Origin of the sequence: Leclercia adecarboxylata (genome assembly GCF_035787115.1) — a bacterium.
GTDB classification, from domain to species: Bacteria; Pseudomonadota; Gammaproteobacteria; order Enterobacterales; family Enterobacteriaceae; genus Enterobacter; species Enterobacter adecarboxylatus_E.
Genome location: NZ_JALKTL010000001.1, coordinates 1,464,960 through 1,478,337 on the forward strand (window position 1 = coordinate 1,464,960; position 13,378 = coordinate 1,478,337).

12 protein-coding genes are annotated in these 13,378 nt (G+C 58.0%); 6 read left to right on the forward strand and 6 right to left on the reverse strand.

What is annotated here, in order from left to right; translation table 11 throughout:
* Positions 1–5: 5 nt before the first annotated feature.
* Positions 6–2,246 (reverse strand): EAL domain-containing protein, encoded by a 2,241-nt coding sequence (locus MXM41_RS06925; RefSeq protein ID WP_325930875.1) that lies wholly within the window; start codon positions 2,244–2,246, stop codon positions 6–8.
* A 346-nt stretch (positions 2,247–2,592) separates the two neighbouring features.
* Here MXM41_RS06925 and MXM41_RS06930 point away from each other — a divergent pair, with 346 nt between their 5' ends.
* On the forward strand, positions 2,593–2,799 hold the full coding sequence (locus MXM41_RS06930; RefSeq protein WP_325930699.1) for a YfgG family protein: 207 nt from the start codon (positions 2,593–2,595) through the stop codon (positions 2,797–2,799).
* A gap of 27 nt (positions 2,800–2,826) precedes the next feature.
* Here MXM41_RS06930 and MXM41_RS06935 read toward each other — a convergent pair whose 3' ends face one another.
* The gene (locus MXM41_RS06935) at positions 2,827–3,711 is read right to left on the reverse strand and encodes a LysR family transcriptional regulator (RefSeq protein WP_325930700.1); all 885 of its coding nucleotides are present in this window, start codon (positions 3,709–3,711) and stop codon (positions 2,827–2,829) included.
* A 98-nt stretch (positions 3,712–3,809) separates the two neighbouring features.
* On the opposite strand from MXM41_RS06935, the gene MXM41_RS06940 reads away from it, so the two are divergent.
* Complete coding sequence (locus MXM41_RS06940; RefSeq protein WP_325930701.1) at positions 3,810–4,991, forward strand: MFS transporter; 1,182 nt, start codon at positions 3,810–3,812, stop codon at positions 4,989–4,991.
* Here the strand turns inward: MXM41_RS06940 and MXM41_RS06945 are convergent.
* Positions 4,988–5,713: an SDR family oxidoreductase gene (locus MXM41_RS06945; RefSeq protein WP_325930702.1), complete on the reverse strand. Its 726-nt coding sequence runs from the start codon at positions 5,711–5,713 to the stop codon at positions 4,988–4,990. The two genes, MXM41_RS06940 and MXM41_RS06945, sit on opposite strands and share 4 nt — an antisense overlap.
* 221 nt (positions 5,714–5,934) lie before the next feature.
* On the opposite strand from MXM41_RS06945, the gene MXM41_RS06950 reads away from it, so the two are divergent.
* From MXM41_RS06950 to MXM41_RS06960, 3 genes are read left to right on the forward strand one after another with little or no spacing between them, the layout of a single operon-like run.
* Positions 5,935–6,396: a DUF6130 family protein gene (locus tag MXM41_RS06950; protein ID WP_325930703.1), complete on the forward strand. Its 462-nt coding sequence runs from the start codon at positions 5,935–5,937 to the stop codon at positions 6,394–6,396.
* Between the two features lie 35 nt (positions 6,397–6,431).
* The gene (locus MXM41_RS06955) at positions 6,432–6,686 is read left to right on the forward strand and encodes a DUF1471 domain-containing protein (protein ID WP_325930704.1); all 255 of its coding nucleotides are present in this window, start codon (positions 6,432–6,434) and stop codon (positions 6,684–6,686) included.
* A gap of 9 nt (positions 6,687–6,695) precedes the next feature.
* On the forward strand, positions 6,696–7,442 hold the full coding sequence (locus tag MXM41_RS06960) for an alpha/beta hydrolase (protein WP_325930705.1): 747 nt from the start codon (positions 6,696–6,698) through the stop codon (positions 7,440–7,442).
* A gap of 61 nt (positions 7,443–7,503) precedes the next feature.
* Here the strand turns inward: MXM41_RS06960 and guaA are convergent, their stop codons facing one another.
* Positions 7,504–9,081 (reverse strand): glutamine-hydrolyzing GMP synthase, encoded by a 1,578-nt coding sequence (guaA, locus tag MXM41_RS06965; protein WP_325930706.1) that lies wholly within the window; start codon positions 9,079–9,081, stop codon positions 7,504–7,506.
* 68 nt (positions 9,082–9,149) lie between these two features.
* The gene (guaB, locus tag MXM41_RS06970) at positions 9,150–10,616 is read right to left on the reverse strand and encodes an IMP dehydrogenase (protein WP_156239545.1); all 1,467 of its coding nucleotides are present in this window, start codon (positions 10,614–10,616) and stop codon (positions 9,150–9,152) included.
* 159 nt (positions 10,617–10,775) lie between these two features.
* Between guaB and xseA the strand changes: the two genes are divergently transcribed.
* Positions 10,776–12,149 carry an exodeoxyribonuclease VII large subunit gene (xseA, locus tag MXM41_RS06975; protein ID WP_325930707.1) on the forward strand — a complete coding sequence of 458 codons (1,374 nt, stop codon included), beginning with the start codon at positions 10,776–10,778 and terminating at the stop codon, positions 12,147–12,149.
* A 6-nt stretch (positions 12,150–12,155) separates the two neighbouring features.
* Here the strand turns inward: xseA and MXM41_RS06980 are convergent, their stop codons facing one another.
* Entirely contained in the window at positions 12,156–13,295 is a 1,140-nt protein-coding gene (locus MXM41_RS06980; protein ID WP_325930708.1) for an MFS transporter, read from the reverse strand.
* Between the last annotated feature and the right edge of the window lie 83 nt (positions 13,296–13,378).

Here is a 13,378-nt window from a genome sequence, read left to right on the forward strand (position 1 = left end):
GCCCGTCAGGCGCTCATACCGAGCGCCTCAACCATAAGCAGACTCTCCAGCGGCACGGGTTTGCCAATTAAATAGCCCTGAAAATAGTCAATGCCCAGCGCCTCAGCGGCATGGCGGATCTCTTCGCTTTCGACATACTCCGCCACGACCAGCATTTTTTTCATCCGCGCCAGATGACAAATCGAGGCGACAATCTGGTAATCCAGGCTGTTACTGACGATGTTACGAATAAAACTGCCGTCAATCTTGAGGATATCGGCATCCACGTTTTTCAATCGGGCATAGCTGGCGTAGCCGGTACCAAAATCATCAATGGCGATCCGACAGCCCATCTGCTGCAGCTGATTCACGGTCTGCATGGCCAGCCCGGCATTGCCGAAACTGCTGCTTTCGGTGATCTCAAAGATGAGCTGCCAGCTTTCAATGGCATATTTTTGCAGCATCCGGTTGACCTCAAGCGGCAGCTGCGCCCGGCAGACGGACGTTGGCGAGAGGTTGATGGCAAATCGTTGCCCCGGTAGCTGCTCCCGATTATCCGCCATAAACCGCAGCGTTTTCTCCAGCACCAGTAAATCAATACGCGATGAGAGGCCAAACTCCTGAGCGACGGGCAGAAAGATATCGGGCGCAATCAGCTCGGTGTCGCCATTTTGCAGACGGAGCAGTATCTCGTGATAGTTGTCGCCGCGGATGCCCTGTACGGGCTGCGCCAGCAGGGTAAATTCGTCTTTTTCCAGCGCCCGCTGCAGGCGATTCATCATCGCGACTTTATCTTTCAGGCCGCGTTGCAGATTGATGGCGCCGCGCTGCTGCAGGTTTTCCGGATGATTGGTCGCCAGAGAGAGATCCGCAATCGTACTCAGCTCGCCCAACAGCAGATAGAGATGCACCACCGGTGAGCGCACGTAGCAGTAGCTGACACCCACTGGCGGCTGGAGCGGCATCCCGTCCCAGATGAAGCGAAAGCGTTTGATGTGCAGATCCAGCTCGTCAATACGGGAATGATGTGATTCGGTATTTAAACGCAACACCAGATCGTGACCCGAGAGCTGATAAACGCACTCGTCCGACTGTAGATAGTCGTTCAGCCATGCGGCCAGTTTCTGTTTGTACTGAATGCGCAGCAGTACACCGTAGTTACGTCCCAGCACCTCCAGCTCCGGGATACGCAGGAAGCAGAGTACCGACCAGGGCGCTTTCCCCAGCGCGCGGTTGAGCGCCCGCAGATTGGGCATGTGCACCACCGGATCGAGAAACGCCAGCCGTCTGGCACGCAGGTTAATAGCCCGCTGGCGCGTCGCCAGCACCGCCATGTAAACCACCACAAAGGTAAAGACCAGATAGCTGGAGGAGGTAATGGTGAGTTGAATGTCATAGCCCTGCGACCAGGGTATGTAGCGGTAAAAATAGTGAATAGAGAGGATGAGTATCGGGGTCCAGATCAGGGACATCAGCTTATAGCCGAAGCGCATCGATCCCCATAGCATTACTGGCATCAGCAGTGACAGCGTGTAGTTAGTACTGAAAATAGAGCTGTTTTCGTTGATCGGCCACAGCAGCAGGGTCAGCAATGCACTGGCAACCAGAGACCAGATAATACCCTCTGTTAATGTTACTTTGCTGTCAATCTGAGCCACAATCTGCGACATCAGACTGCGCAGATAGCGGGGATGACGCAGGGTCCGGATAACCAGGTAGCAGAACGGCACCCCTGTCAGGCAGCCAACCAGTAACCCCTGATAGTTGATTAGCGAGCGGATACCGATGGTGTTGATACCGACCAGGTCAAATCGAGTCTGGTAAAAGCCAAGATAGACAGCAAACTGAAACAGCAGCAGGAACAGGCTGGCCGGGCAGAACATCTGCCAGAACATCCGTTGCGCCATCAGCCGCCCGTCGCCATAGGAGATCTTGTTTCGACGCGGCGCAAAAACCTTATACCCGCCCCAGCTGAGCGTTATCGGGATCAGGAAGTTCGCCATCGTGACGGCTGTTTCGTAGCCGCCTATAGAGGGATAATAGCGCAGGAAGAGCGCCGCCATAATGCCAGGCACTGCCGCCATGCCATAGAACAGCATCAGCGAGAGCAATAGCGCCAGGGGCATGTAATACAGCACCACCACGTTACCCTGCACATGCGTATAAGTGGTGGCGTGACGCGCGACTGGTAAAAGGATAACCGGCAGGATGAGTGGAAGCCCCCACCAGCGATCTCTGTATTTTTTGTATAAAGCGAAAATAGTCATAGATGCCATAGTAAACCCGCTCGTCCAGGGGTAGTTCAGACAGGCATCCAACCTGACGCTGTTGCCGTGCAGACGAAATAACGATTACACGAAAGGAATAAAGATTTTAGTTAGCAACGGCGAGTGATATTTGACTTAAATCAAACATATTAATATCGATAAATAAGTTTCACATTTTTTAACCATACTTTTGTGCTAATTATCAATGGCGTAAATAAACTAATTATTATACATAACAATAAGCGGGTTAGTTGTTGACGGAATTTTACATAACGATTAATTGACCCCTGCCCGCCCGTATGCCTTAATGGCGTACCGCCCGCAGGGTATTTTCAGGAAAACAACAGTGAGTCAGGCCACACGTATGCGAAGACGACATCGGTTTAACACTCGGATGACGCGTATCATACTGCTAATCAGCTTCTTCTTTTTCCTTAGCCGCTTTGTCTATTCCTCTATAGGTGCCTGGTATCACCACCAGGAGAAAAAGCAGGCCCAGCAATCCAGCCTCTCCGTCGATTACGCCGGGCGTTCTACGTCAACAATTAATTAATGCTTTGGTTTATATTGGTTAATTTAATTATTCTGCAGTTTGTAATAATCGAATAACTTCGCTAATCCCTTTGCTCAGTATTTTATCCTGACGCATAACGATGGCCAGCTGACGCTGTAATACCGGCGTAAGCGACCGCACGCATAACCCCTGCCTGTCTTCTGCGCAAGCAACCGCCATTCGGGGAATAATGCTGTATCCCAACCCGACGCGAACCATACGCTTGATCGCTTCGATGCTGCCGGACTGCATCACCGGCTGCGCGTCCACACCGCTTGCCTGGAACCAGGCGTCGATTACCAGGCGCGTGCTGCTTCCGGCGCTAAACGCGATAAAAGGCTGGTCCTGTAACTTTTCCGCGCTCAGCGTGTCAGACTGTCCCTGCTGCTCTTCGGCGGCGATAAAGACAAACTCTTCATCCATTACGGGCGCGATCGCCAGCGCAGCACCGGCAGCAGGCAGCGTCACCAGCCCCAGATCGAGACGGTTCTCCTCTACGGCGCGAACAATCTCAAGAGTATTTCCGGTGGTGACGCCAATCCGCAACAGGGGATGAGCCTCGCGCAACTGCTGCAACAGGGGCGGCAGCAGGTGGATGCAGGCCGTCGCGCCCATTCCGAGAGTAATGGTTCCGCTCACTTCATGGCTGAATGCCGCCACCGAGCGTATCGCCTCATTTACCGCCTGCTCGATTCGCTCGCCGTGGGTCAGTAACGCCAGCCCGGCCGCTGTGGCTTTGATACCCCGCCCGGTACGCTCAATTAATCGCGCCTGCAGAAACTGTTCCAGCTGGCGGATCTGCAAACTGACGGCCGGCTGCGAAAGCCCAAGCACATCTGCCGCGGCAGAAAAACTGCCCCGCAGCACCACCAGTCGAAAGGTCGCCAGCTGTCCCAGATTTAGCGTTGTCATCACAAAGTTTCTCTTATAGGCGCCATAAACGCACCGGCCTGCCAGAGTCCTGCTGCACCCGATATGCTCAGGATAACTCTCTGACGGATTGAAAGATAATGAAAAACCCTGCCATACCGCGCGCCATCCCACTGACAACCGGCTGTAACCAGCTTATTAACTGGGGGATCTCTTTTTATATGCCGGGCACCTTTGGCCGGGCAATTTCGGCAGATACCGGCTGGTCATCACCGCAAATTTTCTCAGGTCTGACGCTTGCCATGCTGGTGATGGCCGCCCTCTCGCCGTTTGTTGCTCGCTTCCTGTCGCGGGCAGGCGGGCAACGCGTGGTGATGACAGGATCCCTGCTGCTTGCCGTCGGTTGTCTGGTCATGGCTGAGGCGCATTCGCTCGTCGCCTGGTACAGCGCCTGGGTGTTAACCGGCATCGGCATGCGTTTGTCGCTGTATGACGCGCTGTTTGCCGCACTGGTTAATCTCTACGGCCAGCAGGCACGGCGAACGATCTCCCGCGTTACGCTGGCGGGTGGGCTGGCCTCGGTGGTGTTCTGGCCGCTGGGGGAGGCACTGCTCACAGCCATGAGCTGGCGTGAAGCGCTACTGATTTATGTTCTGTTCGGCCTGCTGAGCGCCGCGTTAACCTTGCAGCTACCCAATAAAACAGGCTTCACCGTTAACAAACCCGCCGCGCCTGCTGCGGCAGGCGATCGGCGAAACGGCTGGCTCTACGCCGCGTTTATCGCGCTGATCACCTTTGTCTCTAACGGCACTTCCACCCATCTGCCGGAATTTATCGCCAGCGTCGGCCTGCCGGTTGCCGTCGGCATGTTATGGGGCGTAGGGCAGACCGGCGCACGGTTTCTGGAGGTGGTTGCCGGGGCGGGTCTCACCCCGCTTCGTCTGACACTACTCACCGCCCTGGCCATGCCGGCCTGTTTTCTGCTGGGGCTAAGCAGTACGCTTTTCCTCTGGTCAGCCGCCGGTTTTGTGCTGGGTTACGGGGCGATTAACGGCCTGGTGACGATAGTAAAAGCCACCCTGCCCTTACAGCTGTTTGCCCCTGAAGAGTACGCCAGACGCACCGGCGTGCTGCTGATCCCCGCCCAGCTGATGGCCGCAGCCTCTCCGCTGGCCTACGCATGGCTGAACCGGGCCCTGGGCGTCGTGGGTGCGATGTGGCTGTCGTGGGGCGTAACGCTGGCAATCACCGGGCTGGCGATAGCTATGGTGAAGGGTCAGGCAGCGCGTGGCAATCAGGGCATCCCTGCCCTGAGTGACTAAAGAACAAAACCGCCGTCAATGGTCAGGCTTGAACCGGTCATGTAGCCGGATGACGCCCCGGCAAGCCAGGCCGCCAGCGAGGCGATTTCGTCCGGCTCGCCCATGCGCTGCAGGGGAATACTACCGACAATCTGCTCCCTCATCCCGGCGGTCATGTCGGTGGCAACAGGCCCCGGCTGGATGTTGTTAATGGTGATGCGCCGTGGCGCGAGGTCCAGCGCCAGGTTTTGCACCATTGATGCCACAGCCGCTTTACTCATGGCATAAACGCTGCTGCCGGCATGGCCCGTGCGCACCGCGGTATTACTGCCGATGGTGATTATCCTTCCCCCTTCGGCCATCGGTTTAACCGCCGCCTGAATGGCGAGGAAGACGCCACGCACGTTTACGGACAGCGTGGCGTCCAGATCTGCCAATGAGTAATCCTCAAGGGTGCCGAGACGAAGCACGCCCGCATTCACCACGGCGACGTCCAGCCTGCCGTACTGACGCAGCGTCGTATCGACTGCCGCCTGGATTGCCGACGCATCGGCACTGTCGGCTTCAATAGCTATCGCCTCCCCGCCCTGACGCGCAATGGTTGATACCAGCGCCTGCGCCCGATCCGGGCGTGATACCCAGGTAATGGCAACCCGGTAACCGTCGCGCGCCAGCCGCGCCGCAATGGCCGCACCGATACCGCGTGCGCCGCCGAAAACCAAAGCAACTTTTTCGTGATTCATGATGGACATTCTCCTGTTGGCTTTAGCACCCACCCGGGTGCCTGTGCAGACACCATGCCAGCGAAAATGCCCCCACGCCTGCACGGAATGTATCGCACTGTATCCCTGCCGCCCTGCTTACACAGCCATACAAAAAAGCCACCGGCGGCAAACAGATCCGATACATAAAAATGGTTTTATGAGGCTGTCGCCACAACTTACCCGATGAGGAGAGACCCCCGATGATAGGTCGAAATTTACTGATTACGCTGTTCGCGCTGACATCAGGCTGCACCTGGGCTGCACCGCTTAGCGGACTCAGTGCCGCAGATGTTAACGGCCCCGCTGCCGTTGCACCGCTCGAACACCCGCAGCCACCGGCAAAACTGATTGTGGATCCGCCGCTGGCGGGCCCGCTGAGTAAAGGCGCCGTCTTTATTCAATACCGCGCCGAGAACATGCGCATTGAGCCCGTGTTCGGACCCGAAGCGCTCAAAGTGACGCCGCGCATCGGTCATCTCCACGTCATCGTGGATGACAACCCCTGGCACTGGGCCGACGCCAGCGGCGAACCGGTCATTCTGGTGGGACTGCCCGCAGGGCATCACAAGGTGACCCTTATTCTCGCCGACCCAACCCATAAACCTGTTGATCGTAAAACCATTGAATTTACCGTGCCGCCGCATGCCGCGGTTATGCACTGAACGCAAGCACTCACTTATTTTTGAGGATGTTAACCATGAAAACATTACTGATTGCTGTCCTGGCCTTCTCCGCTGCAATGACCTCTTCCGCTTTCGCCTCCCAGGAAATTGATCGTCCTCAGGGGCAGCAAAAAATTGGCACCGTTTCCGACAGCAGTGGCGCATCGTCCCTCGCGGATCTGGAGGCGAAACTGCAGGCCAAAGCCGATAAAGCCGGTGCCAGCGCGTTTCGCATTACTTCAGCCGGAGGGAACAACACCCTGTCAGGCACAGCCGATATTTATCGCTGAGGTGTGAACATGAAAAAACGTTTTCCTCTCACCCTGATGGCGGGCCTGTTTCTGGCCGCCGCCAGTGGTACGGCGCTGGCGAAGCATAAAACCGTGGTGCTGGTGCACGGCGCTTTTGCCGACGGCAGCAGCTGGAACCGCGTAATTGGCGAGCTGCAACATCAGCATACCGAGGTCATTGCCGTTCAGCTGCCGCTCACCTCGCTCCAGGACGACGTGGCCGCTACCCGACGCGCCATCGCCCGGGCTAAAGGTGATGTGGTGCTGGTAGGCCACTCCTGGGGCGGCACGGTTATTAGCGAGGCGGGTAACGAGGCGCGGGTTAAATCACTGGTGTATGTTGCGGCGTTTGCCCCGGATTCGGGCCAGTCGACGGCAGATCTGGCAAATAGCTATCCCGCCCCACCGGGCAGCGCGGGCATCGCCAAAACCGCAGATGGTTTTCTCTATTTGTCCGCTAAATCGGTACGCCAGGATTTTGCCCCGGACATTACGTCAGCCGAACAAAATACGCTGGTGGCGACCCAGGGTCCGCTCCGTGCGGATGCCTTTGCAGAAAAGGTCACGCACGCGGCCTGGCACGATAAGCCGAGCTGGTATGTGGTCAGCAAAAATGACCGGATGATCAATCCGGAGCTGGAGCGTGCAATGGCGAAGGCAATAGACGCCAACACCCGTGAAGTGATGGCAAGCCATGTGTCGATGGTCAGTCATCCACTGGAGATTGCCCGGGTGATTGAGCAAGCCGCGAAATGAGACAGGCGAAAAAAAGCCCGCAGGATGCGGGCTTGATGTGATAACGCTTAACGGGCGGGGATTATTCCCACTCGATTGTTGCCGGTGGCTTACCGCTGATGTCGTACACCACGCGGGAGATGCCGTTCACTTCGTTGATGATGCGGTTAGACACACGGCCCAGGAAGTCATACGGCAGGTGCGCCCAGTGCGCGGTCATAAAGTCGATGGTCTCTACGGCACGCAGGGAGACAACCCAGTCGTACTTACGGCCATCGCCCATTACGCCAACAGAACGAACCGGCAGGAACACGGTGAACGCCTGGCTCACTTTGTTATACAGGTCGGCTTTGTGCAGTTCTTCGATGAAGATCGCGTCCGCGCGACGCAGCAGGTCGCAGTACTCTTTCTTCACTTCGCCCAGCACGCGCACGCCCAGACCCGGACCCGGGAACGGGTGACGGTAGAGCATGTCATACGGCAGACCCAGCTCCAGGCCGATCTTACGCACTTCGTCTTTGAACAGCTCACGCAACGGCTCAACCAGGCCCATCTTCATCTCTTTCGGCAGGCCGCCCACGTTGTGGTGAGATTTGATGACGTGCGCTTTACCGGTGGCGGATGCCGCGGATTCGATCACGTCAGGGTAGATGGTGCCCTGCGCCAGCCACTTAACGTCTTCCAGCTTCAGCGCTTCTTCGTCGAACACTTCAACGAACACGCGGCCGATGATTTTACGTTTGGCTTCCGGATCGTTTTCACCTGCCAGCGCCTCCAGGAAGCGCTGCTCGCCTTCAACGTGAACAATGTTCAGGCCGAAGTGGTCGCCGAACATATCCATAACCTGCTGTGCTTCGTTGAGGCGCAGCAGACCGTTATCCACAAAGACGCAGGTCAGGTTTTTGCCGATGGCGCGGTGCAGCAGCATCGCGGTCACGGAGGAGTCAACGCCGCCGGACAGGCCGAGGATCACTTTATCGTCACCCACCTGCTGGCGGATGCGCTCAACGGCGTCGTCGATGATTTTGGCTGGCGTCCACAGCGCTTCACACTGGCAGATATCGCGAACAAAGCGTTCCAGCATACGCATGCCCTGACGGGTGTGGGTCACTTCCGGGTGGAACTGCACGCCGTAGAAGCGCTTCTCTTCGTTCGCCATGATCGCGAACGGGCAGCTTTCGGTGCTGGCAACGGTCACAAAGTCGGACGGGATAGCGGTCACTTTGTCGCCGTGGCTCATCCAGACGTCCAGCAGCGCTTTGCCGTCTGCGGTCAGGGAGTCTTCGATACCGCGGATCAGGGCGCTGTCGGTCTGTACTTCAACCTGCGCGTAACCAAATTCACGCTCGTTAGAACCTTCGACATGACCACCCAGCTGCATCGCCATGGTCTGCATGCCGTAGCAGACGCCGAACACCGGCACACCGGCCTCGAACACGTACTGCGGCGCGCGCGGGCTGTTGTGTTCGGTGGTGCTTTCCGGGCCGCCGGAGAGAATGATACCGCTTGGGTTGAATTCGCGAATCTGTGCTTCCGTGACATCCCACGCCCACAGTTCACAGTACACGCCCAGCTCACGTACGCGACGTGCCACCAGCTGAGTATATTGAGAACCGAAATCGAGGATGAGAATGCGATGTTTATGAATGTTTTCCGTCATTGACGCTAATTCCGAGGCAAGTGAAACAAAAACAGAGCGCCCGGCTTAAAGCCGGGCGCGGAAATTAATCAGGAGCCCATACGGTAGTTCGGAGACTCTTTAGTGATCGTCACGTCGTGAACGTGGCTTTCCTGGATACCCGCACCGCTGATACGTACGAATTCCGCTTTAGTACGCAGCAGGTCAATGGTACCACAGCCGGTGAGGCCCATACAGGAGCGCAGGCCACCCATCTGCTGGTGGATGATCTCTTTCAGGTAGCCTTTATAGGCCACGCGACCTTCGATACCCTCCGGTACCAGTTTGTCAGCGGCGTTATCGGTCTGGAAGTAGCGGTCGGAGGAGCCTTTGGACATCGCGCCCAGGGAGCCCATCCCGCGGTAGGATTTGTAAGAACGGCCCTGGAAGAGTTCGATTTCGCCCGGGGATTCTTCAGTACCCGCCAGCATGGAACCGACCATTACCGCTGCCGCACCGGCTGCGATCGCTTTTGCGATGTCGCCAGAGAAGCGGATTCCGCCGTCAGCGATAACCGGAATACCGGTGCCTTCCAGCGCTTCTACCGCGTCGGATACCGCAGTGATCTGTGGAACCCCCACGCCGGTGACGATACGGGTAGTACAGATAGAGCCAGGGCCGATACCCACTTTCACCGCGCTGCAACCCGCTTCTGCCAGGGCACGCGCACCTGCGCCGGTCGCCACGTTACCGCCGATGATCTGCAGGTCAGGGTATTTTGCACGGGTCTCACGAATACGTTGCAGCACGCCTTCGGAATGGCCGTGAGAGGAGTCGATCAGCAGGACGTCAACGCCCGCGGCAACCAGCGCGTCTACGCGCTCTTCGTTACCGGCACCAGCGCCAACCGCTGCACCGACGCGCAGACGGCCATGCTCGTCTTTACAGGCGTTCGGTTTACGTTCTGCTTTCTGGAAATCTTTAACGGTGATCATGCCGCGCAGGTGGAAGCTGTCGTCCACAACCAGCGCTTTTTCAACGCGTTTTTCGTGCATTTTGGCAAAGACGACGTCGCGGGATTCACCCTCACGGACGGTAACCAGACGCTCTTTCGGCGTCATGTAGACGCTGACCGGCTGGTTCAGGTCGGTGACGAAACGCACGTCACGACCGGTAATGATGCCCACCAGTTCGTTATCGGAGGTCACTACCGGGTAGCCTGCAAAACCGTTACGCTCGGTCAGCGCTTTCACTTCGTGCAGGGTGGTGGTCGGCAGAACGGTTTGTGGGTCGGTAACGATGCCAGATTCATGTTTCTTCACGCGGCGAACTTCTTCCGCCTGGCGCTCGATAGACATGTTTTTATGGATAAAGCCAATGCCGCCTTCCTGAGCCAGGGCGATAGCCAGGCGCGCTTCAGTCACGGTGTCCATTGCCGCGGAGAGCATAGGAATGTTCAGGCGAATGGTTTTGGTTAACTGCGTGCTGAGGTCGGCAGTATTCGGCAGAACGGTGGAATGAGCGGGAACGAGGAGGACGTCGTCAAACGTCAGTGCTTCTTTAGCGATACGTAGCATGGGCAATATCTCTGACCTGGGTGGTTAAATATTGCCGTGGCATTATACAGAGCGTAACCGATTGCATCCACACTTTTTTATAAATAATGCTTGCGATCGCCTCTCAGCAGGTTACTATCGACTGAATAACTTGCTGATTTAGAATTTGATCCCGCTCACATGTTATCCTCCCAGTCCCCCTCTATTTATACCGTCAGCCGCCTGAATCAGACGGTCCGTTTGCTGCTGGAGCAGGAAATTGGCCAGGTGTGGATCAGCGGAGAGATCTCCAATTTCACCCAACCGGCGTCCGGTCACTGGTACTTCACCCTGAAAGACAACACCGCCCAGGTGCGCTGCGCGATGTTCCGCAACAGCAATCGTCGGGTCACGTTCCGACCGCAGCACGGGCAGCAGGTGCTGGTTCGCGCCAGTATCACCCTGTACGAGCCGCGCGGTGATTATCAGATTATCGTCGAAAGCATGCAGCCTGCGGGTGAAGGGCTTTTACAGCAGAAATATGAGCAGCTGAAAGCCGCGCTCTCAGCTGAAGGGCTGTTTGATCAACAGTACAAACAACCGCTGCCCTCCCCCGCTCACTGCGTGGGGGTGATCACCTCGAAAACCGGCGCCGCGCTGCATGACATTCTGCATGTCCTGAAACGTCGCGACCCCTCTCTGCCGGTCGTCATCTATCCGACCGCCGTTCAGGGCGACGATGCGCCGGGGCAGATTGTCCGTGCCATTGAGCTGGCTAACGCCCGCCAGGAGTGTGATGTGCTGATCGTCGGGCGCGGAGGTGGCTCACTGGAGGATCTCTGGAGCTTTAACGACGAACGGGTGGCGCGGGCGATTTTTGCCAGCCGGATCCCGGTGGTGAGCGCCGTCGGCCACGAAACGGATGTGACGATTGCCGATTTTGTCGCCGATTTACGCGCGCCTACGCCTTCTGCGGCGGCAGAAATGGTGAGCCGTAACCAGCTGGAGCTGCTGCGCCAGATCCAGAACGGCCAGCAGCGCCTGGAGATGGCGATGGACTATTTCCTCGCCAACCGCACCCGTCGCTTTACCCAGCTTCACCACCGCCTGCAACAGCAGCACCCGCAGCTGCGCCTGGCGCGCCAGCAAACGGTGCTGGAACGTCTGCGCCAGCGAATGAACGTGGCGGTGGATAATCAGCTTAAACGGGCCGGGCAGCGCCAGCAGCGCACCGCCCAGCGCCTGAATCAGCAAAACCCGCAGCCGCGTATCTGGCGCGCGCAAACGCGTATTCAGCAGCTGGAATATCGTCTGAGCGAGAACCTGCGCGCCCGCCTGAGCAGCACCCGGGAGCGCTTCGGCAATGCGGTGACGCATCTTGAAGCCGTCAGCCCGCTTTCGACACTGGCGCGCGGCTACAGCGTGACTACCGCCACCGACGGCAAAGTGCTGAAGCAAACGAAACAGGTCAAAGCGGGTGATGTGCTCACCACCCGGCTGTCGGACGGCTGGGTAGAAAGCGAAGTGAAAGGCGTCACGGTAGCCAAAAAAACCCGCGCCCGCAAAAAGGCCTGACGCGGATCAGGACGCCTGATGTTCGGCATCGGGCGCCACCGCCAGCATCGCCAGTGATAGCGCGGAAAACGTCAGCAGCGCCCACGCCGCGCCGGCCGTCCCATACAGCTGACCAAAAAACACCGAGCCGATAATCTGCCCAAGCGCCAGCATCAGGAAGGCAATGCTGACCCCTGCCGCAGGCGAAGGCTCCGCAACCCGCGCCCCCTGCACCAGCAGCACGCCCGATAAAATCACATACCCCGCCCCGCTCATCGCCACCACCGGCACCAGCCACCAGGCAAAGTCCTTGCTCAGGGCCAGGGCGATCAGCGACCCCGCCATAAAGAGCTGCGATCCGCTATACACCCCGCGCATGCCGATGCGCTTCGCCAGGCTGCCGGTAAACACGGCGGCCACCCCTGCCCCACCGCTCACCAGCCACAGGACGTTGGTGGTAGCATCATCCAGTTTGGTATGGCGTTGCAAAAGCTCAGGGCCGAAGCTCCACCAGGCGGCGCTGGCGATGCCGCTGACAAGGGCGATAGCGGACAGGCGAATCATTCCCGGTTTCTGCATCAGAGCGCGCCAGCCCGGCACCTCTTCGGCTGCCCTCGTCGCGCGGGGCAGATAGCGCCAGACGGGGATAAGTGATGCTAATGCCAGCAGGGCAAAGATCGCGCAGGCGACCCGCCAGCCTCCCGGTACAAAAAACAGCACCGGCACCGACAGGATGATACCGCCGCTGGTTCCGGCGTTAATGATGGTGTTCACCTGGGTTTGCCGCTCGGGGTTAACTCCGGCGCTCACGGCCCCCGCAAGAGCGGGAGACGCCAGCCCCGAGCTGAGGCCAGCAATAAACAGGCCCGCGGCCAGCACCGGCGGCGAAGGGGCTAACGCCAGAATCAGCAACCCGGCCGCCGCCGTCAAGGCCGCCAGTACGGCCGGGAAGCGGGGCCCGAAGCGCTGCGTCAGAAAAGAGGCGAAAAAAACTGACAGACAACAGGCCCCGTAGCTGCAGGCGGCAATCAGGCCTGCGGTCTGCGGTGAAAAAGAGATAGCCTGCCGGATATCCGGCAGCATGATGCCCCATGAAAAGCGTGCCATCCCATAGGTGACGGCGATTAAGGCAAATCCCGTGATGGCCAGAGCCAGATTTTTTTTCATACCGTTCCTCGCGTCAGGTCGTTAAAAAACCTAATCCCTGAGCGTCGGTTGCGCCACTTTTTTGCCCCGCGATTTGTCCGACT